The sequence below is a fragment of the Brenneria sp. L4-2C genome (assembly GCF_040240335.1).
Taxonomy (GTDB): Bacteria; Pseudomonadota; Gammaproteobacteria; order Enterobacterales; family Enterobacteriaceae; genus Brenneria.
Genome location: NZ_JBEIAC010000001.1, coordinates 479,798 through 501,818, shown reverse-complemented (window position 1 = coordinate 501,818; position 22,021 = coordinate 479,798). Strand labels below are relative to the sequence as shown.

The following is a 22,021-nucleotide window of genomic DNA, read 5'->3' as shown; positions in this document are numbered from 1 at the left end:
AAAATTTTATGGATGCACAACCCGTCATTTGTGTTGTCGGCAACCCTAATTGCGGTAAGACGACACTCTTCAACGTGCTTACCGGCGGTAAGCAAACCGTAGGCAACTGGCCGGGGGTGACGGTAGAGAAAAAGGTTGGCTATTACCGTTATCAAAATCAGCAGACTACGCTGGTCGATCTTCCCGGTGTTTATTCACTCAACCCTTCATCGGAAAGCTCGGAAGATGAACGCGTCGCCAGAGATTATATTTTATCCGGCGCGGCGGATCTGGTTTTGAATATCGTCGATGCGTCCAATCTGGAACGAAATCTCTATTTGACCGCGCAACTGCTGGATATGAATGTGCCGATGGTGGTGGCCGTCAATATGATGGATATCGCCGCATCACGTAAGCTGGATATTGATATCGCGGCATTACAACAAAAATTAGGATGCCCGGTCATCGCGATTACCGCCAGTCAGAAAAAAGGCATCGACCGTTTACGTCAGACGTGTTCGCAGGCGGTCTCTCATCCCGTCGCCCCCAATATCGCGATCCCTTATGATGAGCCGCTGCGCAATGCGGCAAAAGCGCTTGCCCGGCAGTTTTCCGAACATGGCGGCATCAATAATCCTTACTGGCTGGCGCTGCAATTGCTGGAGGGCGACAGCACGGTGCGGGCGGCCATACCTGCGCCACTGTTGGCGAAATCCGACGCCAAAGTCGCCGAACTGATTGAACACTATGAAGATGAGCTGGATATTTTCCTGGCGGACGCTCGCTATCAGTTTGTGTCGGCGATTGCGACATCGGTGATTACCCGCCGCGGCGAGATGTCGGCGACGCTGACGGATAAAATCGATCGCATCGTATTACACCGCTTTCTCGGGATACCGATCTTCCTGGCGGTGATGTACCTGATGTTTATTTTCACTATCAACATCGGCAGCGCCTTTATCGATTTCTTCGATAAATTCTTCGGCACGATTTTTGTTGACGGTCTGGGTGAACTGCTGCTGGCGATCAACACGCCGGTATGGCTGAAAACGCTGCTGGCCGACGGGATTGGCGGCGGTATCCAGACGGTATCGACGTTTATCCCGGTGATCGGCTGTCTCTATCTGTTCCTGTCTTATCTGGAAGACTCGGGTTACATGGCGCGGGCGGCGTTTGTCATGGACCGCTTTATGCGCAGTATCGGTCTGCCCGGTAAGGCATTCGTCCCGCTGATCGTGGGCTTCGGCTGCAACGTACCGGCGGTGATGGCGACCCGGACTATGGAGAGGCACAGCGACCGCATCGTTACCGTGATGATGGCGCCCTTCATGTCTTGCGGCGCGCGTCTGCCGGTATATGTGCTGTTTGCCACGGCGCTGTTCACCAGCGGCGGTCAGAATCTGGTGTTCGGCCTCTATCTGATCGGCATCGTCGCTGCCGTCGCGACCGGTTTTATGCTGAAAAAAACCGCGTTGCAGGGCGAGGCTTCCACATTCGTGATGGAAATTCCGCCTTACCATTTGCCCGGCTTGCGCAGCGTGTTGATCCGCACCTGGGATCGACTGAAAAACTTTATTTTCAGAGCCGGCAAGCTGATCGTCATCGTCGTCACGGTATTGGGTTTCCTGAACTCGATGGGGACCGATGGCACGTTCGACAATCAGGACAGCGATAAATCGGTCCTGTCGGCTATCGGGCAGGAAATTGTGCCGGTCTTTGCGCCGATGGGGATAAAACAGGAGAACTGGCCGGCAGCCGTGGGCGTATTTACCGGTATTTTCGCCAAAGAGGCGGTAGTCGGGACATTGGACTCTCTCTACGGCGCGATAGCGGATGCCCAAAATGACGCGGCGGAGGAGCCGGACGAACCTTTCAGTCTGCAAGCCGGGATCGTCGAGGCGTTGGCGACCATTCCGGAAAACTTCAGCAAGTTGGGTAGCGCGTTCCTGGATCCGCTGGGCATTGACGTCGGCGATTTGAGCAATGCGGAAACCGTGGCGGAGGAGAACGAGTTTTCCGTTTCGTCGTTGACCGTAATAAGCCAGATGTTTGACGGACGACTGGGCGCGTTTGCCTATTTGCTGATGGTCTTGCTCTATGTCCCTTGCGTGGCGGCGGTCTCCGCCATCTGGCGCGAGGTGGGGACGGCGTGGACATTGTTCTGCGTGGTTTGGACCATCGAATTAGGTTACGGCTCGGCCGTGGTGGTTTATCAGATCGGTCGTTTCGCCCAGCATCCGCTCTATTCAACGCTGGCGATTGCCGGCGTGGCGGCGGCGTTGCTGATAACCCTGTTGTTCCTGCGCCGTAGCGGCGACGCCAAACCGCGCGTTACGGTGAGTAATCTCAACGAGAGTCTTTAAGTTATTCAGTCCGCAGGCGGGGAAACCCGCCTGTTTGGAGGAAATATGACCTTAATTGAATTGCGCGATTATGTGCGGCAGAAAAAGAAAGTGTCCTTACAGGATGTCAGCAGCGCATTTCACGCCGATCCCGGCGTTATCGAAGGTATGCTGGATATCTGGGTGCAGAAAGGAAAGATACGCTTTCATCAGGCCGAATCAGACGGCAAATGCGGTAGTTGCTGCTCGTGTGATAAAAGCCTGAGTCAGTATTATGAATGGGCCGATCGCTAGCCTGTGAAACATGACCGGCAGGCGCAGCTCTGCCGGTCGGTTGAGCAATATCAGCGTCCGGCTTTCAGCTGTTGGAAATAAGTTTCATACAGCGTGCTGGCGCCGCCAACGTCATTCTGCCATTCACCTTTGTTAATCACGTCGTCATCCGGATACAAGGTTTTGTCGCCTGAAACTTCTGGCGGCAGCAGTTTTTTCGCCGCCAGGTTTGGCGTCGGGTAACCGATCGTTTCCGCAACCTGCGCCGCAATTTCCGGGCGCAACAAGAAGTTGATCATTTTGAGGGCGCCGTCAACGTTTTTGGCGTTGGCCGGGATCGCCAGACTATCCATCCAGAAGATCCCGCCTTCTTTCGGCCAGACAATATCCAGCGGCGTACCGGCCTGACGAGCCACATAGGCCGAACCATTCCAGACCATACCCAGATTGACTTCGCCTTCCATAAACGGGTTACCCGGATTGTCCGAGTTGAACGCCAGCACGTTAGGCATTAACTGCTGTAGTTCTTTGTAGGCCGCCTCGATCTGCTGCGGGTCGGTGGTATTGGCGGAGTAGCCGAGCTTGCGCAGGGCGATTTGGAACACCTCGCGCGCGTCGTCCGTCAGCAGCAGGCTGCCTTTATATTTCTTGTCCCATAAATCGGCCCAGGCTGTGACGCTCGCCGGATCAATGACATCGCGGTTAACGCCGATGGCCGTCGCGCCCCAGATGTAAGGGATGGAATAATCGTTATTGGGGTCGAACGACTTATGCAGCAAGTTCGAATCGAGATTATGAAAGTTACTGAGTTTACTGGTATCGATCTTTTGCAGCATACCTTCTTTGCTCATTTTGGCAATGAAGTAGGTTGAAGGCACAACCAAATCATAGGCGCTGCCCTGATAGGTTTTCAGTTTGGCGTACATACTTTCGTTGGATTCATAGGTCGAATAAATGACCTTGATCCCGGTTTCTTTAGTGAACTGTTCCAGCAAACCGGGAGGAACATACTCAGTCCAGTTATAGAAATAGAGCGTTTTTCCATCATCGGCATGGGCGGCATTGATGCTGAAAACCAGGGCGCAGGCCGCCAGCAGATGTGACCATTTTTTCATGTTGTGTATCTCCTTTCCCAAAGGGCAAATATTATTTTTGGGTGCGATCGCGCAGGATCAGTTGACTACTGAGCACCAGAACCAGCGAAAGAATCAACAGAATGGTTGCCAGCGCATTCACTTCGGGCGAGACGCCCACCTTCACCATTGAATAAATTTTCAACGGCAAAATTTCATATGACGGCCCGGTAACGAATGACGACACCACCACATCATCCATCGACAGGGTAAAACTCAGCAGCCAGCCGGCCGCCACCGCCGGCATCGCCAGCGGCAGAATGATTTTGCGCAGAATAATCGCCTCGCTGGCGCCCAGATCGCGCGCGGCTTCCAGCATACGCACATCGAAACCTTTTAACCGTGAATAAACGGTGACCACCACGAAGGGCAGGCAGAAGGTGATGTGGGAGAAAAGCAACGACCAGAATCCCAGCGATATGCCCAGCAGCATGAACAGCACCAGCAGGGAGATGGCCATCACGATATCCGGCGACATCATCACCACGAACAGCATGCCGCTGACAAAGGGTTTGCCGCGAAAACGGTAGCGGTAAAGCGCGACCGCGGTCAGCGAACCGATCAGCGTGGCGAAGGTAGCCGAAAAGACCGCCATGGTGAGCGAGTGCTGGGCGGCCTGGATCAGACTGTCGTTATTCAGCAATAGTTGATACCAGCTTAGGGTAAAACCTTGCCAGTTGATGCCGAAACGCGCCTGATTGAACGAATTCACGATCAAAATGATGATGGGAATATACAAATAGGCGTAAATGATGGACATAAATCCACCGCGCAGCAGACGTCCTATCATTCCAGTTCCCCTTGTTTGTTCAGCATCCGGGCGGTGCGATAGTAAACAAATAGCAGCAGCCCCATGATCAAGGTCAGACAAATACTGGTGGCGGCGCCGAACGGCCAGTCGCGGATATTCAGGAACTGACTTTTAATCACGTTGCCGATGAGCAGGTTTTTGGCGCCGCCCATCAAGTCGGCGACGAAAAACAGTCCCATCGCCGGCAGCAGAACCAGCAAACAGCCGGCGATAATGCCGGGCATGGTCAGTGGAATTACGATTTTGACAAACGCCTGCCATTTACTCGCGCCCAAATCACGGGCCGCCTCAAGGTAGGACTTATCCAGTTTTTCAATGCTGGAATAGAGCGGCAGCACCATAAACGGCAGCAGAATATAGATAAGCCCGAGGATCACCGCGCCCGACGTATACATGATGCGCAGCGGCGTTTCAATGATACCGCTCCACAGCAGGAATTCGTTCAGGTAGCCGCGGGTGCTCAGGAACACTTTCAGACCGTAAATGCGGATTAACGAGTTCGTCCAGAACGGCACAATCAGCAGGAACATCAGCAGCGGCCTGATCCTTTGCGGCAGGCGCGCCAGAATAAACGCGAAAGGATAGCCGAGGATCAGGCAGCACAAGGTGGCAATCACCGCCATATTCAGCGAATGCAGCAGCACCGAGGCGTACATCGGATCGGCCAGCCGGGTATAGTTATCCAGCGTAAACACCAGACTGATAAAGTTTGCATCGTCACGGGTTAAAAAGCTGGTGCCGATAATCATCAGATTGGGCATGAATACGAACAAGACCAGCCAGGCCACAATGATGGTGATAATGGTATTTTGAAAGCGTTTACGCGACGTCTTCATCGTTTAGAACGACCTCCCAGCTTTCAACCCAGGTCACCGCCACTTTTTGGTTCAGCGAGTGGTCTACATCGGGATCGTCCTCGTTAAAGAACTCGCTGACCATGACCAGTTTGCCGCTTTCCAACTCAATGCTCGACTCCAGCGTCATCCCTTTATAATTGCGCTCGCGCACATAGCCGACGATCTCTGAGGTCTGCGCGCTGTCGTGGATCTCTTCTACGCGCAGATCTTCCGGTCGTAACAACACCTTGAGGCGTTGCCCGATAGTGACCGGAAACCCGACTGTGATAACGCATTCCCGGCCTTCAATGTGCGCGCGTACGCGTTGCGCATCCAACGGGGCGATAACGGTCGCATCGAAGATATTGATTTCGCCGATAAAGCTGGCCACAAACAGGTTTCGCGGTTCTTCATAGATTTCGCGGGGCGTGCCGTCCTGCTCGATACGGCCTTCGCGCATTACCACGATACGATCGGACATGGTGAGCGCTTCTTCCTGATCGTGGGTCACGAAGATGAAGGTGATGCCCAGCGTGCGCTGCAACGCTTTCAGCTCGTTTTGCATCTGTTTGCGCAGCTTGTAGTCCAGCGCCGATAGCGGCTCGTCCAACAGCAGCACCTTGGGTTCATTCACCACCGCTCTGGCAATGGCTACGCGCTGTTGCTGTCCGCCCGATAGCTGATGCGGGCGGCGCGGGGCCAATGCGTCCAACTGCACCATTTTCAGCGCTTCCAGCACGCGAGGCCGCACTTCCGCTTCCGGCGTTTTTTGCATCCGCAATCCGAACGCGACGTTGTCGAAAACGCTCAGATGGGGAAATAACGCATAGCTTTGGAAGACGGTATTAACATGCCGCTGCTCGGCCGGCTGGTGGGTTATATCCTGGCTTTCCAGGATGACATTGCCGTCGTCAACGCTTTCCAGACCGGCAATCAGGCGCAGCACCGTGGTTTTTCCACAGCCGGAAGGGCCGAGAATAGTCAGAAACTCACCGTTGTTAATGGCGAGATTAAAGTGAGAAATGATGTCTTTGCCATCAAAACTTTTATGGACGTCGAGCAGTTCAACGACCGGAGTAGCAGGACGATTATCTTTCATTTAGGGTTATTGCTCTGTTTCCAAGTATGGCGCATCCACGTGAGAAACGTCGTGGTCTATGCCAAGGGTTATCACCTTTCAGCCTACGAGCTTAGTTGAGGGTCGGCATTCTACGGTAAACCATACTGAACGCCAACTTGTGACGCCACACTTATCGAGAACAGGCGTAAATAGTTTATCGGCGGGACAATACGCCGGGTCATTATGCTGTGTGATTGTTATTTTATTGAGATGGTTTTGTAACTCGCGACTGGAAGAAACGGCAATTAAGTGCCTTACTATGACGTTAATCCGGCAATTGACCGGAGCATGGGGCGAGGTCAGGCATTTCGCATCTGCGGGTTAACACAGTAAAAACTGACCTGACGCAATATTTGCCATGGATGCCATCCCCATAATGAAATTCAGGGCTCAAGAGGCACATAGTGATGGATAAATTACTCGATCGATTTTTAAATTACGTTTCTTTTGATACTCAATCAAAAGCCGGTGTCCGGCAGGTGCCGAGTACCGATGGACAGTTGAAACTTGCCCGGGCGCTGCAACAGGAACTGCTTGAGCTGGGATTTGAGCAGGTGACGTTAAGCAAACATGGCTGCGTCATGGCGACGCTATCCTCCAATGTCGCCTGGTCGGTACCCGCTATTGGTTTTATTTCTCATATGGATACCTCTCCCGACTACAGCGGGAAGAACGTTAACCCCCAGATTCTGGAAAATTATCGCGGCGGCGATATCGCGCTGGGCATCGGCGATGAAGTGCTCTCGCCGGTGATGTTTCCCGTCTTGCACCAGCTACTGGGCCATACGCTGATTACCACCGACGGCAAAACGCTGCTGGGCGCGGATGACAAGGCCGGCATCGCTGAAATTATTACCGCGATGATGCGCCTGAAAAAACGGCAGGTTCCGCACGGGGATATCCGGATTGCCTTTACGCCGGATGAAGAGATCGGCAAGGGCGCCCACTTTTTTGATGTCGACGCGTTCGATGCGCAATGGGCTTATACCGTTGATGGCGGCGGCCTCGGCGAGCTTGAGTATGAAAACTTTAACGCCGCCTCCGTGACGGTGAAAATCGTCGGCAATAATGTCCACCCCGGCAGCGCCAAAGGCGTGATGGTCAACGCCCTGACGCTGGCGTCGCGATATCATTATGAAGTCCCTGCTGATGAGACGCCGGAAAATACCGACGGCTATCAGGGGTTTTATCATCTGCACAGTATGAAAGGCGTGGTTGAGCGGGCGGAATTGCATTATATCGTGCGGGATTTCGATCGCGACGGGTTTGAAAAACGTAAGCGGAAGATGTTGGATATCGCCGAGAAAGTCGGCAAGGGGCTGCACCCTGATTGTTATATCGAGGTGACGATAACCGACAGCTACTACAATATGCGCGAGCAGATAGAGCAACACCCGCATATTATTGCGCTGGCGCAGCAGGCCATGCGCGATTGCCATATCGAACCGGTATTAAAGCCGATTCGCGGCGGTACCGACGGCGCTCATCTGTCGTTCCAGGGGCTGCCTTGTCCTAATTTGTTTACCGGCGGCTACAACTATCACGGTAAGCATGAGTTCGTGACGCTGGAAGGAATGGAGCAAGCTGTGTCGGTGATTATGCGCATCGCCGAACTTACGGCGTTACGCGCAAAATCGCAGTGAGCGAATAATTAAGGCGGGCTATCCCGCCTTATTCGATAAACGCCTTAGTCGGCAAAATACCAATAGCCGTTGTTTACCAAGGCGGTCAATTTAGCGAGAAACGCCGCATCGTCCAGCGCCTCCGCCAGGAGGGCCGCGCTGATTTCGTGATGCTCGGCCAACGCCATAAGCGCCTGTTTGTGCGGGCTGTCGATCTTTTCGCCATTGACGAAACAGCCGTCGCCGACGCACAGTACGCGTAATCCGCCCAAACGCCGCAGCAGTTCGCCCTGTTGCAGGAAGTCACGGACTTCTTCCGCCTGATAAGGCGGTTCCGGCGGCGCGACATCGAGTTCATGGCGGGATTGCGAAATAAACTCACCGAACCAGTTCTGGAAATGCTCGGGCTGTTGCACCAGTTCCAGCATCATTTTCTGCAAGCGCTCCAATTCCTGCGGCAGCACCGTGGCGGGGTGCGCGCGGGCGGGAATCTCCGGATCGCTGTAACGCCGGCTGCCGAGTTCGCGGGACAGCACATAATCGGCGAAACCGCTCACCAGTTCGCGGCCGTTCGGGGCGCGAAAACCCACCGAATAATTGAGCGACTCTTCCAGCGAGTAGCCGTCATGCGGGAAACCCGGCGGAATATAGAGAATGTCGCCCGGCTCCATCTCTTCATCGATGATGGCCTCGAAGGGATCGACCTGGAGCAGGTCAGGGTGGGGGCAATGCTGTTTCATCGGCACTTTGGCGCCGACGCGCCAGCGGCGACGTCCGGTTCCCTGAATGATGAAAACGTCGTACTGGTCCAGATGCGGGCCAACGCCGCCGCCAGGCACCGAAAATGAGATCATCAAATCGTCAAGACGCCAGTCAGGCAACCGTCGGAAAGGGCGCATCAGTGCGGTAGACGGCTCGTGCCAGTGATCGACGGCCTGAACCAGCAGCGACCAGTTGTTTTCGCCTAAATGATCGAAGCTTTCAAACGGACCGTGGCTGACCTGCCAGCGCCCGTCCTGATGGCTAATCAGTCGGCTGTCGACTTCATTTTCCAATGCCAGACCGGCAAGTTCATCTGGTGAGATAGGGTCGATAAAATGATTAAAACCGTGTTTGATAATCACCGGTTTTTTTTGCCAGTAGTGCGCTAAAAATTCCGGCCAATCGAGATTGAGTTGATAGTCCATGCCATATCTTCCAGAAAACGAGACGGGCGGCAATTATAGCGGAAGCCCGGTGAGCTGTACTGACTTTCATCGCTCATTCTAAGCAAGATTCTGACGGGAGAAGATCGCCTCGACGCGAGCGCCCCCTAACGCGCTGTCGCTGATAATGATTTCACCCTGATATTGCTCAATAATTTCGGCGGCGACCGACAGACCGATGCCCTGACCGGGGCGCAGCCGGTCGGCGCGCTGCCCGCGCTGAAAAATAAGTTCGCGCTTGCTTTCCGGTATGCCGGGGCCGTCATCATCAATGATCAGGTGCAGTTTGTGGTCGGAATACTGGGCGCTGATCTCCACAAATTCCAGGCAGTATTTGCAGGCGTTATCCAACACGTTGCCCAGTATCTCCATAAAGTCGTTTTTTTCACCGACAAAGGTCAGTTCGGGAGAGATGTCCAGCGTCAGCACCACGCCTTTACGTTGATAAACTTTATTCAGCGCGGAGCAGAGGCCGTCCAGCATGGCGGGTACGGAATGCACCTCACGCATCAGCATATGGTGTTCGGAACGTACGCTGGCGCGGTGCAGATAGTAGCCAATCTGTTGCGATATTCGGCTGATCTGCGCCAGCATCAGCGGCTCGGCCTGATCGATATTGATTTCCTTGCCGGTGCGTAACGCCCGCAGCGTGGTTTGCAGCACGGCCAGCGGCGTTTTCAGACTATGGGTGAGGTCGGTCAGGGTGGTGCGGTATTTGTGATAACGCCGGCGCTCGTTATTCAACAGGATATTCAGGTTTTTCACCAGGCTGTATAACTCCCGCGGCGGATTTTCATCCAATTGTTCACGCGTGCCGTTTTCCAGCTCGGCAATTTGCCTGACCAGGTGTTTGATAGGCCGCAGACTCCAGTGCGCGCCCAGCCACAGCAACGGGAAGACCAGAATCAGGTTGGCGATAATAACGTAACCGAACCATTCCCAGACGATATCCTCCTGTTGCAATTCCTGCGGGATCCGGTCGACAACCACGATGGTCAGAGGCGGAAGATGTTCGGTGCGCGGATAGACATTGACGGCGACGGAGTGGGTCAGCGTATGCGAGTAGACGCCGTTGAGCGCCCGCAGGCTATTCAACAGCAACGTATTTTCTTTCAGCACGACGCTGCTGGTCTTGGTATCGATATCCAACTCATGATAAGCCGTTTTTTCCAGCCATTCGGGTTTGATCATCGCTTCCAACTGCGGGACTTCTCGTTCACGCCAGAGTATGTTGCCCTGCTGGTCGTAAATCAAAACCAGCGTAGGGAAGTTGTTATCGATATCCGGCGGCGTCGCGATGGTTAATTGGCCGTCTCGCCACTGAGACAGTCGGTAAAACAGATTACTTTCCCCGCGCAGCAGACGGAATGACGTTTTATCGAAATTGATGCTGTAACCGATGATGGCGACGACGCCGTAAGACAGCGATAACGCCAGAACGATAGCGACGGTCGCGAGTAAAAAACGCACGCGCAGCGAAAAGGGGAATTTGTTATGGCGGGCGTCGTTGGAAACGGCTTGCGGCGATTTTCGATCACTCATTTTTGGCCTGACCGGCGTTCAGATCGAAACGATAACCCTGGCCGCGCACCGTGGTAATGACATCCGCAGAGCCGGCGTTCTGTATTTTTTTGCGCAGGCGTCCCATTAATACATCAATGGTATGGCTCTCGCGCAGCTCGGCATCGGGGTAGAGCTGCAACATCAATGATTCCTTGCTGACCACTTTTCCGTTGTTGCGGATCAGCGTCTCGATGATGGTGTATTCAAAGGCGGTCAGCTTGACCGGCGCGCCGTTGATCATCACTTCTCGTCGCGACAGATCGATTTCAAACGGCGATAGACTGATAATCTGCGACGCTAGCCCGCTATTGCGGCGCATCAATGCCTGTAAACGGGCGACCACCTCTTCCATATGAAACGGCTTGGTCACGTAGTCATCCGCGCCGGCTTCCAACACGGCCACTTTGTCCTGCCAGCCTTCCCGGGCGGTCAGCACCAGAATGGGCAGCTTGATCTGCTGTGAGCGCCAGCGGCGAATCATACTCATGCCATCTTCATCCGGCAGGCCGAGGTCGATAATCGCAATATCCGGCGAGTGTTCGTGCAGGAAAAAATCGGCCTCTTTGGCGCCCGCGGCGGCGTCGACCTGATGTCCCATTTCATTCATTTGCACGGTAAGGTGATGACGTAATAAAACGTTATCTTCGACGACCAGAATGCGCATCGCTATTTCCTCAGCTTCTCTGTCAAACGGGTAAGACGGTTATAAGTAAACACCGCTTACGTATCATAGTCATACGCAATCGGAATTAATTATATGATTTGATTTTTATCTGGCAAATTATCCACAGGGATAATAAACGACGGATAAACAGGAGAACGAAGGAACCGGGTAACAGGCGGACGAGCGGTCCGCCTGTCGCATGAGCCTTATTGCAAATCGTCGACCATTTGAATGGCGCGGCCGATATAATTTGCCGGCGTCAGCGTTTTCAGCCGCGCCTTTTCCGTTTCGGGCAGGTCCAGACCGTCGATAAACGCCTGAATGCCGGCCGCATCCACGCGTTTGCCGCGCGTCAGCTCTTTCAGTTTTTCGTAAGGCTTTTCAATGCCGTACCGACGCATTACGGTTTGAATAGGTTCAGCCAGCACTTCCCAGTTGTGATCCAGCTCTTCGCGCAGGTGGTCGCGGTTGACCTCCAGCTTGCTGATGCCTTTTAACGTTGATTGATAAGCGATCAGCGCATAGCCCACGCCCACGCCCAGGTTACGCAGCACCGTGGAGTCGGTCAGGTCGCGCTGCCAGCGGGAGACCGGCAATTTCCCGGCCAAATGGCCCAACACGGCATTGGCTAATCCCAGGTTGCCTTCCGAGTTTTCGAAATCAATCGGGTTAACTTTATGCGGCATGGTGGACGAACCGATCTCACCGGCGATGGTTTTCTGCTTGAAGTGGTTCAGGGCGATGTAACCCCAGATATCGCGGTCGAAGTCGATCAGAATGGTGTTGAAGCGAGCGATGCAGTCAAACAATTCCGCAATGTAATCATGCGGTTCGATCTGCGTGGTGTACGGGTTCCAGGCGATGCCCAGCGACGTGACGAAACTTTCGCTGAACCGATGCCAGTCGATTTCCGGGTAGGCGGCGAGATGCGCGTTGTAGTTGCCGACGGCGCCGTTGATTTTACCCAGAATTTCAATCTGCTGAAGCTGACGATATTGGCGCTCCATCCGGTAGGTCACGTTGGCGAACTCTTTACCGATGGTGGACGGCGTGGCGGGTTGCCCGTGGGTGCGCGACAGCAGGGGAATATCACGATATTGCAGGGACAAGTCGGCCAGGGCGTCAATGATTTTGCGCCACTGGGGAAGAATCACCTCACGGCGGGCGGTATCCAGCATCAGCGCATGAGACAGGTTGTTGATATCTTCCGAGGTACAGGCGAAGTGAATGAATTCGCTGACGGCGTGCAGCGACGGAACGGCGGCGACTTTTTCCTTCAGAAAATATTCGACGGCCTTCACGTCATGGTTGGTGGTGCGCTCGATGGTTTTAATGCGCGCCGCATCCTGTTCGTTGAATTCAGCGACGATTCGGTCGAGGAAAGCGTTTGCGTCGGCATCAAATGCAGGAACTTCCTGGATTTCTGCACAGGCCGCCAACTTTTGCAGCCAACGTACTTCAACCTGTACGCGGAATTTCAGCAAACCGAATTCGCTGAAAATAGCGCGCAGCGAGCTGACTTTATCGCCGTAGCGGCCATCTATCGGGGAAACGGCGGTCAGTGAGGATAATTCCATCGCAAGCAACTCCTGGGATTGGTTTCAATAAAAATAATAGTTCATGCCGACGGCAAACATCCCGCATTTCGCAATCCCCGCGCGGCGGGGAACGGCTGTTGAGCGATGGTGTTGCGTCGGCGGATACGGCGATTAACGAGGATAGCAAGCCCGCAGATTCATCGTTGATCAGCAACGCGCCAATATAAGTTTCGCTTCTTTCACCAGATGGCTGCGGGAGAACATCAGTTGCAGGCGTCCGCCGCCAATCTGCTGCCATAGCACCGCGGAACGGATGCCGGCCAGCAGCGCGGCGCGCACTTTGGCCTGAATCTGGCTGTTTTTCAGCACCTCCGGCGAACCGGTAACCTGGATACGCGGCCCCAACGTACTGATGACATCCACATAAATGCCGGCCAGCGCGCTGATGATCGTATCAGAGAGCAGTTCAAAATGCTCCAACTGACGCTCCAGTTGGCCAATGCGTTTGCCCAGTTCGTCGAGCGCCGTTTTCTTGCCGTGCAGTTTCCGCTCCAGCGTTATCAGGCTGAAAGCATAGCGCGACAGTTCGGCGCCCTGGCCTTTACCGTTGGTGTTCAATATGCCCAGCAGGGTTTCCAGCCCGGTTTTCAGATTGCTTTCCGCATCGCCATAAACCGCCAGCGTCGAGGCCGGGTTTACAATCAGAATACTATTGAGCGACGTGTGCAGAATCTCATGGTCGCAGTTGCCGGTATGGGCCAACTGCTGCACCAGATGAGCGGACTGGCAGATACCCGCGAGCGCGAGCGTAATATCATGATAATTCTTAGCCACGACTACTCCTGTAAACGTTCTTCAATAATGCCGCCGCCCAGACAAACGTCGCCCAGATAGAACACGGCCGACTGTCCCGGCGTCACGGCCGCGACCGGCTCATCGAAGCGAACGGTTATGCGATCTTCCCCCAGCGGGGTAACCGTACACGGGATGTCCGCCTGACGATAACGGGTCTTGACGACGCAGCGGAATTCCGCGGTGACTGGCTGACGATCGACCCAATGCAACTGCTGGGCGATTAAACCGTATGACATCAGGCGAGGGTGTTCATGTCCCTGAGCAACGTACAAAATGTTATTTTCTACGTCTTTATCCACCACATACCAGGGATCTTCGCCGCCATCTTTGACGCCGCCGATCCCTAATCCTTTGCGCTGACCCAGGGTGTGATACATCAGCCCCTGATGCTGTCCCATGGGTTTGTTGTCATCAACGGACAGTATCGGGCCCGGCTGCGCCGGCAGATAGCGCGAGAGAAACTCGGTGAATTTACGCTCGCCGATGAAGCAAATGCCAGTGGAGTCTTTCTTTTTGGCCGTGGCCAACGCCAGTTGTTGCGCAATATCGCGAACCTGGGGTTTCTCCAGTTCGCCCACCGGGAATAAACTCTGCGCGATCTGTTCGTGGCTGAGGGTGTAGAGGAAGTAACTCTGGTCTTTATTCCCGTCCGTGCCACGCAGTAAACGGCTTTTCCCCTCGACATCCTGACGGCGGACATAGTGGCCGGTAGCAATGTAATCCGCGCCTAAATCTTCGGCGGCGAATTCAAGAAAGGCTTTGAATTTGATTTCTTTATTGCACAGGATATCGGGGTTGGGCGTGCGGCCCGCCTTGTACTCCGCCAGGAACAATTCAAAGACGTTATCCCAGTATTCGGCCGCGAAATTGACGGTATGCAGCGTCATACCGAGCTTGTCGCAGACGGCCTGCGCGTCGGCAAGGTCGGCTGCCGCGGAACAATACTCCGTGTCGTCGTCCTCTTCCCAGTTTTTCATGAACAGGCCTTCAACCTGGTAGCCCTGTTGCTGCAACAGGTAAGCGGAAACGGATGAATCAACACCGCCGGACATACCGACAATCACTTTTTTCTGGCTGTTATCTGACATGGACGTCTCGCGAACTGAACTTGAAGCAAAAAACAAGCCGCGCATTTTATCATGTTGCGGCTGGGCCTGCACCGCTATTCCTGCGGCATCATTCGCTAAAACGGCCAGTTAAACGCGCCAAGCAGCGTTAACGGGTAACGTTCAGGCTGCTGATAGCGACGAATACTCTCCGCGACCAACGGCGATCGCAATTGGCCGGAGTGGATAATTTCCTCCGCCGTCAACCAGCGACAGCACTCTATATCGCTGTCGTGAGGCTGCGTTGCCATTTTATACGGCAGATCGAGGGCAAAGCAGAACCGCAGGAACGGCGTGCGGTCAGGCGCGATCCATTGGTGCAATTGCAGGAAGCTCTGTGGTTCAGCCTGAATGCCCGTTTCTTCCCACAGCTCGCGGCCGGCGGCCTGAATGAGCGTTTCGTCGGCTTCCAGATGCCCGGCGGGTTGATTCCACAGCAGTTTATCGTTAATCAACTCTTCGACCACCAGAAAATGGTTTTCCGCCTGCACCACGCAGGCAACGGTAACGTGCGGTTTAAACATCGACGATCTCCTTCCATTCTCCGGGTAACAGGCCTTCCACAATCTGATTAGCCATGCCATAGCGGATCAGACGCAGCGTGGGGTAGCCAATATTTGCCGTCATGCGCCGCACCTGACGGTTACGACCTTCATGCAGGGTGATTTTTAGCCAGCAGACGGGAATGCTTTTTCGCTGCCGAATAGGCGGGACCCGCTCCCACAGCCAGTCAGGCTCCGGCACGATTTCGGCGCTGGCGGGTAAAGTTTTACCGTCTTTAAGCTCAAGACCGCTACGGAACTGGGCAAGCGCATTTTCATCCGGAACCCCTTCAACCTGAGCATAATAGGTTTTTGCTGTTTTATGGATGGGGTCGGTGAGTTTAGACTGAAGTTTTCCATCATTAGTGAGGATCATCAGTCCTTCGCTGTCGCGGTCCAAACGGCCGGCCGCGTAAACGCCGCGAATCGGGATATAGTCTTTCAGCGTGGATCGGCCGGCCTCATCGGTGAATTGCGGCAGCACATCAAAGGGTTTATTGAACAAGACGATACGCCGGGGCTCCTGATGCCCGCGTTTTTTCGCAGGTTGGGAGCTGAATCGTTTAACTCGGTGATTTTTAACAGGGAATTTATTCATCATCTTTATAGCCGCGGATAACAAAAGCATTATACTCGAAAAGGTTTGCGATTGGCGCGGGCAAAATATTCAAGTAGTATCGACTCACATCTTACAAGTCATTAACAAAATTGCGCTCGAAGGAGAGGTTAATGGAAAGCAAAGTAGTGGTACCGACAGCGGGTCAAAAGATCACGGTTGATGGCCAGGGCAAATTGAACGTTCCCGATAATCCGGTGATCCCCTTTATCGAAGGGGACGGCATTGGTGTTGACGTTACGCCGGCGATGATCGACGTGGTTAATGCCGCAGTCAAAAAAGCTTATCAAGGCAAACGCGCAATTTCCTGGATGGAAATTTATACCGGCGAAAAATCAACGCAGGTTTATGGCAAAGACGTGTGGCTGCCGGAAGAAACGCTGGATCTGATTCGTGAATATCGGGTGGCGATCAAAGGGCCGTTAACCACGCCGGTCGGCGGCGGCATTCGCTCTCTGAACGTCGCATTGCGCCAGCAACTGGATCTGTATATCTGCTTGCGTCCGGTGCGCTATTACGAAGGTACGCCAAGCCCGGTAAAACACCCGGAACTGACCGATATGGTGATCTTCCGTGAAAACGCCGAAGATATTTATGCCGGTATCGAATGGAAAGCGGATTCCGCGGAAGCGGATAAAGTGATTAAGTTCCTGCGCGATGAAATGGGCGTGCATAAAATCCGTTTCCCGCAACATTGCGGCATCGGCATCAAACCCTGTTCCGAGGAAGGAACGAAGCGCCTGGTGCGCGCGGCGATTGAATATGCCATCACCAACGATCGCGACTCGCTCACGCTGGTTCATAAAGGCAATATCATGAAATTCACCGAGGGCGCCTTTAAAGACTGGGGCTACCAACTGGCGCGCGAAGAGTTCGGCGGTGAACTGATTGACGGCGGACCCTGGGTTAAAATCAAGAACCCGAAAACCGGTAAAGACATTATCGTTAAAGACGTGATTGCCGATGCGTTTTTACAACAGATTCTGCTGCGTCCCGCCGAGTATGATGTTATCGCCTGTATGAACCTGAACGGCGACTATATTTCCGACGCGTTGGCGGCGCAGGTTGGCGGTATCGGCATCGCGCCGGGCGCCAATATCGGCGACGAATGCGCGCTGTTTGAAGCCACTCACGGCACCGCGCCGAAGTATGCCGGTCAGGATAAAGTGAACCCAGGTTCCATTATTCTGTCCGCGGAAATGATGCTGCGCCATCTGCAATGGTTCGAAGCGGCCGATCTGATTGTTAAAGGCGTTGAAGGGGCGATCAAGAACAAGACCGTGACCTACGATTTCGAACGTCTGATGGAAGGCGCTAAGCTGCGGAAATGTAGCGAGTTCGCGCAGGACATCATCGATAATATGTAATCACTTTTTTGCTGCTCCCCAAAGGGGCCATGCGGCCCCTTTGGTTTGCCGATAAACCGTTTTTGCGCAAAAATCGTTCTGTTTTTGTATTTAACCATTGTCCAATCCTGTCTCCCGTTGTTTTTGCCTTTTCTTTCTCAAGCGCGGCCGGTCATTTCCGGCTATCCCTTGCGCAATCTGACGTGCTATCTTCATCCATCAGGTCAGCCAGCAGTTGAACGCGCAATGATTTTTTCTTCCAAACATCAGCAGCATTATTTCACCTTGATGATGATTATCGCCGCATCGCTGGTGGGATTGATCACGGGTTACACATTGCCGCTTATCAGCCTGCGCCTGGCTGCGTTGGGGCATGGGGCGGCATTGCTGGGGCTGATTTCAGCGCTTCCGGCGGCGGGCATGTTTATTTCATCGTTTATTACGCCGATGCTCAGCCGGCGGATGAAAGTGAAAATACTGCTGGTGTTGAGTCTGATGTTTCTCTCCGCCTCAACGGTGGCATCGTGCCTGTTGAGCGATCCCCTGACATTGATTCTCCCTCGTCTGGTGACGGGACTTGCCAGCGGCATTGTGATTGTCATCGGCGAAAGTTGGATCGCCGGGGCGGCATCGGATCGCTACAAGGCGACATTCACCGGTATTTACACCTCCGCATTTACCGGATTTCAACTGGTTGGGCCGCTGCTGATTGTGGCCGGTGATGCCTACGCGGGGATGGCGGTCTGGTCGATCGGTATTACGACCGCCGTGTGTGCACTGCTGATTGTTCCGTGTCGCGACCTTGTCCGTTCGGAAGAGAAAACGCCGATCGTTTATCGTCGCATATTGAAAACCGTGACGGCCATTGCCGTGGGCGTACTGTGTTTTTCCTTTTTTGACGCCAGCGTGTTATCGCTATTTCCGCTTTATGGCATGGCAAACGGCTTGACGGAACAAACCGCGGCGCTTCTGGTTACCGTTATTTTCCTGGGGGATGCGCTGCTGCAACCCGTTATGGGATGGATGGCGGATAAATTTGGCGTCAGGCGCGTTCATATCAGCTGTGGCGTCATATTCTGTATCCTGCTGACGCTGTTGCCTCTGGCGTTCAATTCCCTGCATATGATGTTCCTTAACTGCTTTATTCTGGGCGCGGCGGCCGGCGCTATCTATACGTTGTCGCTTGTGCGCGCTGGGAAACGTTTTGCCGGGCAGAAACTCATTGTCGTCAATTCGGTTTTCGGCGTTGTCTGGGGCGCCGGCAGTGTAACGGGACCGGCGCTGACCGGCGGCGTCGTGTCCCTTATGGGGTACGGCGGGCTGATTTTTTGCCTTGTCGGCGTAGGGGTAATTTTTCTGGCGGCGCAATTTCTGTCCGTCAGCGAGCAACATCAGGCGCAGACAACAGGCTGACCATGACCGAGACGCGTTGCTGTTTTCCATCCGTCAGGTTGTCGCGTTCGATTTTCTCTGGCGCGATAAAATATCGATAGGGTTAAGCAGGGGAGAATCAGATTTTACCAACCTGGTGGTTTACGCCAAAATTGGGATTATCATTGGTAAAAAATACTATTCCGTGACGTGCGCCATACTTTCTTCTGTGAAATGCCGGGCATGGGCCGTTTATGATTATATTTATGCTGATTATCACAAAGCCTAATGAAATTTAGCCGTTTATGGCTTCATCTTATTTTATTGTCGATGCTGTAGAAACGTGGAAATAAATTGATCTAAATCATAATCCGTCGGTATGTATTTTGCTCTTATGAAAATCCCGTTGAGGGAAAATTGCTCCATAGATTATGTTTCATAAAGGCATGCTAATGGCTGTGTGCCGCGGAGGATGTATGTCTGTAATTCGCACGTGTATGAGTCTTTTTGGTGGTGATACGCTAATTGTTCGTTGTTCCAACGCTTTTGATCTTGAAATGATTAATGGTTCACATACAACGGATACTCAGAATAAAGCCGCTTTACAAGACGCTATTAGCGTGAGTGCTGAGGATGAAGTTTATTTAACCGTTCCTTATACTGGCGATTGGGATTTAATCATCCATGCAAAGAATGATACTCCCGAACACTCAATAAGTTATTTTCCGGCTTAATTTTATTTTATTTAAGCGTCCATAGTGGTCAGCATATTCGGTTAGCATCATTGGTGTTGTATTACCTGTGTCGATTGTGCTTTTAAGCGGTATATGCTGGCCTGTTTTATCGAAACCGATCTCGCCATTATGCCTTGCTAATGGTGCCTGCTAACGCCGATATCTGTTGTGATATCAGTCCTTTGATTTTTTCGTCAATAAGATTGCCGTCTGCATCGAAACTACCGCTATAGGCATTTGAGAACACTTCCGGCTTATTCAAGGGATGTAAATCAAGGAACACGCAAACCTGACGCAAATGGTACTGAGCGCGAGACGTTCCCATACCGCCGCCGGAACCCATTATTGCCACCGGTTTTCCTGCCAGTAATGTGTTGTCTTCAACACGCGACAGCCAATCCAGAATATTCTTTAACGCCGGCGCCAGGGAATAATTATATTCGGTACAGGCGAGAACCAGGCCGTCTGCTTTTTTGACCTGCTGAATGATGCGTTGCACCGATTCCGGTTGCTCGGTAATGTCCGCATTATAAAACGGCACGTCGCTTAAATCGGCGATATCCAGTGATACATTGTCAGGTAATACCGACTGCGCGGCCCGCAGTAATCCTTTATTCGTTGATTTCTGACGTAAACTGCCGGCAATACCGACGAGATGTATAGTTGCCATAATATTCTCTTATATTTAAGTTCGCTGATTAAAAGCAAAGACCTGTATTTTGACTTTTCGCAGAGAAAATATCGCATACAGGTCGTTGCGTCAGGAACGGAAAAAATTAGAATTCAGCATCAATATCAACAATGTTGATTAGTTTGTGGTTAACGAATTCTTTGATGCCCAACCCAATTAATTCACGTCCATATCCGGAGCGGCGTACACCGCCGAACGGCAGATCGGCCTTAACCATGGTCGGATGGTTAACGAAGATCATCCCGGTGGAGATTTTTTTCGCCACTTCTGCGCCATGCTGCTCATCCTGAGTAAAGACGGAACCGCCTAAACCAAAGGGAGAGTCATTGGCGATACGGATGGCGTCGTCTTCATCTTTGGCGCGGAAAAGCATGGATACCGGCCCGAAAAACTCCATGTAATAAGCCGGATTATCCGGCGTGATGTCGGTCAGAATCGTGGGTTGGACGAACGCGCCGCTTTCCGGCACTTTAGGACCGACTTCGGTTGCCGTCGCGCCATGATCCACGGCGAACTGAATCTTTTCTTTGACTTCATCGGCGGCTTTCTGTGAAGAGAGCGGGGCAAGCGTGGTTTCCGGCGACAGCGGATCGCCTGCGCGTAATCCCGCTACGCCGTCGGTATACAGCTTAAGGAAGTCATCATAGACTTCATCGACGATGATCATGCGTTTGGACGATACGCACACTTGTCCGCCATTCCAGTGACGCCCGAATACCGCCCATTTTGCGGTTTTTTGCAGTTCGGCATCGGCCAGAACGACAAATGCATCCGCGCCGCCCAGTTCGAGCGTCGATTTCTTGAGGGCTTTAGCGGCCTGCTGCGCGACAAGCGCGCCGGCATCTTCGGAACCGGTCAGCGCCACGCCCTGAACGCGCGGATCGTTGAGGATTAATTCAATCTGGCTGCGCGTGGCATACAGATTTTTGAATCCGCCAGCGGGCAAGCCGGCCTCAAGCATCAGGCGTTCGAAACGCGCCGCGCTCTGTGGAACGTTTGAGGCGTGTTTCAACAGAACAGTGTTGCCGGCGGACAGTTGCGGCGCAATGATGCGGGCAATCTGGTAGTACGGGAAGTTCCAGGGTTCGATCGCCAGTAGAACCCCTAGCGGGTCATGGTATACCACCGCGTCGCCTTCGGCAGGATCGGCCACCGGAAGTTTTTCCGGCGCCAGCAGGGATTCGGCGTTTTTGGCGTAATATTCAAAAATCTGGGCAGACAGTTCGACTTCGGCCTTCGCTTCGGTAAACAGTTTCCCCATTTCCAGCGTCAGCAGTTTCGCATGTTCATCGCTGTCTTTACGCAGCAAATCGGCCGCGCGTTGTATGACGGCGCGTCGTTCGGCGAACGATGTGTTTTTCCATGTCAGAAAAGTAGCATGCGCATGTTCAATCGCTGATGAAACTTCTGCATCGGTGGCATCAGGAAAGGTTTTGATCAGTTCCCCGGTGTACGGGTTCGTTGTGGCGTATGCCATGTTATTTCTCCTTTCTTTGTGGATAGGGTGCAGCATGAACGCTGTAATACATTCAATGGGTCAGGCAAGACGTTGTATCAAGATAAACCTCGTCTGCCTACCTTGATGCGCAGCGAACGCCGATTTTTCGTTATGCATTTTTGCAAAGCTACATCAAACTTCTGACGTTAATTTAACTTTGCGTCAACATAAAATCA

20 protein-coding genes are annotated in these 22,021 nt (G+C 53.2%); 6 read left to right on the top strand and 14 right to left on the bottom strand.

Features of this window, described 5'->3' with window-relative positions; all coding sequences use genetic code 11:
* Positions 1 to 8: 8 nt before the first annotated feature.
* Together feoB and ABRZ26_RS02325 are read left to right on the top strand one after the other, a co-directional pair.
* A complete protein-coding gene (gene feoB / locus ABRZ26_RS02330) occupies positions 9 to 2,342 on the top strand; it encodes a Fe(2+) transporter permease subunit FeoB (protein WP_319602630.1) in 2,334 nt (777 codons plus the stop codon).
* Positions 2,343 to 2,387: 45 nt separating this feature from the next.
* Positions 2,388 to 2,615 (top strand): FeoC-like transcriptional regulator, encoded by a 228-nt coding sequence (locus tag ABRZ26_RS02325; RefSeq protein WP_319602629.1) that lies wholly within the window; start codon positions 2,388 to 2,390, stop codon positions 2,613 to 2,615.
* A gap of 50 nt (positions 2,616 to 2,665) precedes the next feature.
* Here the strand turns inward: ABRZ26_RS02325 and potD are convergent, their stop codons facing one another.
* Genes potD through potA form a run of 4 tightly spaced genes read right to left on the bottom strand, consistent with a single transcriptional unit; the run spans position 2,666 to position 6,473 of the window.
* Positions 2,666 to 3,709, bottom strand: a complete 1,044-nt coding sequence (potD, locus tag ABRZ26_RS02320; RefSeq protein WP_319602628.1) for a spermidine/putrescine ABC transporter substrate-binding protein PotD — start codon at positions 3,707 to 3,709, stop codon at positions 2,666 to 2,668.
* 31 nt (positions 3,710 to 3,740) lie between these two features.
* A complete protein-coding gene (gene potC / locus ABRZ26_RS02315; protein WP_319602627.1) occupies positions 3,741 to 4,517 on the bottom strand; it encodes a spermidine/putrescine ABC transporter permease PotC in 777 nt (258 codons plus the stop codon).
* Positions 4,514 to 5,374 carry a spermidine/putrescine ABC transporter permease PotB gene (gene potB, locus ABRZ26_RS02310; protein WP_319602626.1) on the bottom strand — a complete coding sequence of 287 codons (861 nt, stop codon included), beginning with the start codon at positions 5,372 to 5,374 and terminating at the stop codon, positions 4,514 to 4,516. Before potB ends, potC begins: the two co-directional genes overlap by 4 nt.
* Positions 5,358 to 6,473 (bottom strand): spermidine/putrescine ABC transporter ATP-binding protein PotA, encoded by a 1,116-nt coding sequence (gene potA / locus ABRZ26_RS02305; protein ID WP_319602625.1) that lies wholly within the window; start codon positions 6,471 to 6,473, stop codon positions 5,358 to 5,360. Before potA ends, potB begins: the two co-directional genes overlap by 17 nt.
* Before the next feature lie 428 nt (positions 6,474 to 6,901).
* Between potA and pepT the strand changes: the two genes are divergently transcribed.
* Positions 6,902 to 8,137, top strand: coding sequence for a peptidase T (gene pepT, locus ABRZ26_RS02300; protein WP_319602624.1), 1,236 nt, complete (start codon positions 6,902 to 6,904; stop codon positions 8,135 to 8,137).
* A gap of 44 nt (positions 8,138 to 8,181) precedes the next feature.
* Here the strand turns inward: pepT and ABRZ26_RS02295 are convergent, their stop codons facing one another.
* The 8 genes from ABRZ26_RS02295 to rluE form a co-directional block, all read right to left on the bottom strand.
* Entirely contained in the window at positions 8,182 to 9,303 is a 1,122-nt protein-coding gene (locus ABRZ26_RS02295) for a ribosomal protein uL16 3-hydroxylase (RefSeq protein ID WP_319602623.1), read from the bottom strand.
* A 78-nt stretch (positions 9,304 to 9,381) separates the two neighbouring features.
* Positions 9,382 to 10,863, bottom strand: a complete 1,482-nt coding sequence (gene phoQ, locus ABRZ26_RS02290) for a two-component system sensor histidine kinase PhoQ (protein ID WP_319602622.1) — start codon at positions 10,861 to 10,863, stop codon at positions 9,382 to 9,384.
* Complete coding sequence (phoP, locus tag ABRZ26_RS02285) at positions 10,856 to 11,548, bottom strand: two-component system response regulator PhoP (protein ID WP_319602621.1); 693 nt, start codon at positions 11,546 to 11,548, stop codon at positions 10,856 to 10,858. Before phoP ends, phoQ begins: the two co-directional genes overlap by 8 nt.
* Positions 11,549 to 11,754: 206 nt before the next feature.
* On the bottom strand, positions 11,755 to 13,125 hold the full coding sequence (gene purB, locus ABRZ26_RS02280; RefSeq protein ID WP_319602620.1) for an adenylosuccinate lyase: 1,371 nt from the start codon (positions 13,123 to 13,125) through the stop codon (positions 11,755 to 11,757).
* A gap of 168 nt (positions 13,126 to 13,293) precedes the next feature.
* Positions 13,294 to 13,920 carry a high frequency lysogenization protein HflD gene (hflD, locus tag ABRZ26_RS02275; protein WP_319602619.1) on the bottom strand — a complete coding sequence of 209 codons (627 nt, stop codon included), beginning with the start codon at positions 13,918 to 13,920 and terminating at the stop codon, positions 13,294 to 13,296.
* Positions 13,921 to 13,922: 2 nt separating this feature from the next.
* Complete coding sequence (gene mnmA / locus ABRZ26_RS02270; RefSeq protein WP_319602618.1) at positions 13,923 to 15,029, bottom strand: tRNA 2-thiouridine(34) synthase MnmA; 1,107 nt, start codon at positions 15,027 to 15,029, stop codon at positions 13,923 to 13,925.
* A 95-nt stretch (positions 15,030 to 15,124) separates the two neighbouring features.
* Complete coding sequence (locus tag ABRZ26_RS02265; protein WP_319602617.1) at positions 15,125 to 15,571, bottom strand: NUDIX domain-containing protein; 447 nt, start codon at positions 15,569 to 15,571, stop codon at positions 15,125 to 15,127.
* Complete coding sequence (gene rluE / locus ABRZ26_RS02260) at positions 15,564 to 16,217, bottom strand: 23S rRNA pseudouridine(2457) synthase RluE (protein ID WP_319602616.1); 654 nt, start codon at positions 16,215 to 16,217, stop codon at positions 15,564 to 15,566. Before rluE ends, ABRZ26_RS02265 begins: the two co-directional genes overlap by 8 nt.
* Positions 16,218 to 16,318: 101 nt before the next feature.
* Between rluE and icd the strand changes: the two genes are divergently transcribed.
* From icd to ABRZ26_RS02245, 3 genes are all read left to right on the top strand, one after another.
* On the top strand, positions 16,319 to 17,572 hold the full coding sequence (icd, locus tag ABRZ26_RS02255) for an NADP-dependent isocitrate dehydrogenase (protein ID WP_319602615.1): 1,254 nt from the start codon (positions 16,319 to 16,321) through the stop codon (positions 17,570 to 17,572).
* A gap of 228 nt (positions 17,573 to 17,800) precedes the next feature.
* On the top strand, positions 17,801 to 18,964 hold the full coding sequence (locus ABRZ26_RS02250; RefSeq protein ID WP_413556082.1) for an MFS transporter: 1,164 nt from the start codon (positions 17,801 to 17,803) through the stop codon (positions 18,962 to 18,964).
* A 434-nt stretch (positions 18,965 to 19,398) separates the two neighbouring features.
* Entirely contained in the window at positions 19,399 to 19,656 is a 258-nt protein-coding gene (locus ABRZ26_RS02245) for a hypothetical protein (RefSeq protein WP_319602613.1), read from the top strand.
* Positions 19,657 to 19,783: 127 nt separating this feature from the next.
* Here the strand turns inward: ABRZ26_RS02245 and ABRZ26_RS02240 are convergent, their stop codons facing one another.
* Together ABRZ26_RS02240 and ABRZ26_RS02235 are read right to left on the bottom strand one after the other, a co-directional pair.
* Positions 19,784 to 20,326, bottom strand: coding sequence for an NADPH-dependent FMN reductase (locus tag ABRZ26_RS02240; RefSeq protein WP_319602612.1), 543 nt, complete (start codon positions 20,324 to 20,326; stop codon positions 19,784 to 19,786).
* Positions 20,327 to 20,432: 106 nt separating this feature from the next.
* Complete coding sequence (locus ABRZ26_RS02235; RefSeq protein WP_319602611.1) at positions 20,433 to 21,824, bottom strand: NAD-dependent succinate-semialdehyde dehydrogenase; 1,392 nt, start codon at positions 21,822 to 21,824, stop codon at positions 20,433 to 20,435.
* Between the last annotated feature and the right edge of the window lie 197 nt (positions 21,825 to 22,021).

Bases quoted from the DNA above. Each gene is read 5' to 3' on its own strand.
- feoB (WP_319602630.1), top strand. From the start codon at position 9: ATGGATGCACAACCCGTCATTTGTGTTGTCGGCAACCCTAATTGCGGT.
- ABRZ26_RS02325 (WP_319602629.1), top strand. From the start codon at position 2,388: ATGACCTTAATTGAATTGCGCGATTATGTGCGGCAGAAAAAGAAAGTG.
- potD (WP_319602628.1), bottom strand. From the start codon at position 3,709: ATGAAAAAATGGTCACATCTGCTGGCGGCCTGCGCCCTGGTTTTCAGC.
- potC (WP_319602627.1), bottom strand. From the start codon at position 4,517: ATGATAGGACGTCTGCTGCGCGGTGGATTTATGTCCATCATTTACGCC.
- potB (WP_319602626.1), bottom strand. From the start codon at position 5,374: ATGAAGACGTCGCGTAAACGCTTTCAAAATACCATTATCACCATCATT.
- potA (WP_319602625.1), bottom strand. From the start codon at position 6,473: ATGAAAGATAATCGTCCTGCTACTCCGGTCGTTGAACTGCTCGACGTC.
- pepT (WP_319602624.1), top strand. From the start codon at position 6,902: ATGGATAAATTACTCGATCGATTTTTAAATTACGTTTCTTTTGATACT.
- ABRZ26_RS02295 (WP_319602623.1), bottom strand. From the start codon at position 9,303: ATGGACTATCAACTCAATCTCGATTGGCCGGAATTTTTAGCGCACTAC.
- phoQ (WP_319602622.1), bottom strand. From the start codon at position 10,863: ATGAGTGATCGAAAATCGCCGCAAGCCGTTTCCAACGACGCCCGCCAT.
- phoP (WP_319602621.1), bottom strand. From the start codon at position 11,548: ATGCGCATTCTGGTCGTCGAAGATAACGTTTTATTACGTCATCACCTT.
- purB (WP_319602620.1), bottom strand. From the start codon at position 13,125: ATGGAATTATCCTCACTGACCGCCGTTTCCCCGATAGATGGCCGCTAC.
- mnmA (WP_319602618.1), bottom strand. From the start codon at position 15,029: ATGTCAGATAACAGCCAGAAAAAAGTGATTGTCGGTATGTCCGGCGGT.
- ABRZ26_RS02265 (WP_319602617.1), bottom strand. From the start codon at position 15,571: ATGTTTAAACCGCACGTTACCGTTGCCTGCGTGGTGCAGGCGGAAAAC.
- rluE (WP_319602616.1), bottom strand. From the start codon at position 16,217: ATGCTTTTGTTATCCGCGGCTATAAAGATGATGAATAAATTCCCTGTT.
- icd (WP_319602615.1), top strand. From the start codon at position 16,319: ATGGAAAGCAAAGTAGTGGTACCGACAGCGGGTCAAAAGATCACGGTT.
- ABRZ26_RS02245 (WP_319602613.1), top strand. From the start codon at position 19,399: ATGTCTGTAATTCGCACGTGTATGAGTCTTTTTGGTGGTGATACGCTA.
- ABRZ26_RS02240 (WP_319602612.1), bottom strand. From the start codon at position 20,326: ATGGCAACTATACATCTCGTCGGTATTGCCGGCAGTTTACGTCAGAAA.
- ABRZ26_RS02235 (WP_319602611.1), bottom strand. From the start codon at position 21,824: ATGGCATACGCCACAACGAACCCGTACACCGGGGAACTGATCAAAACC.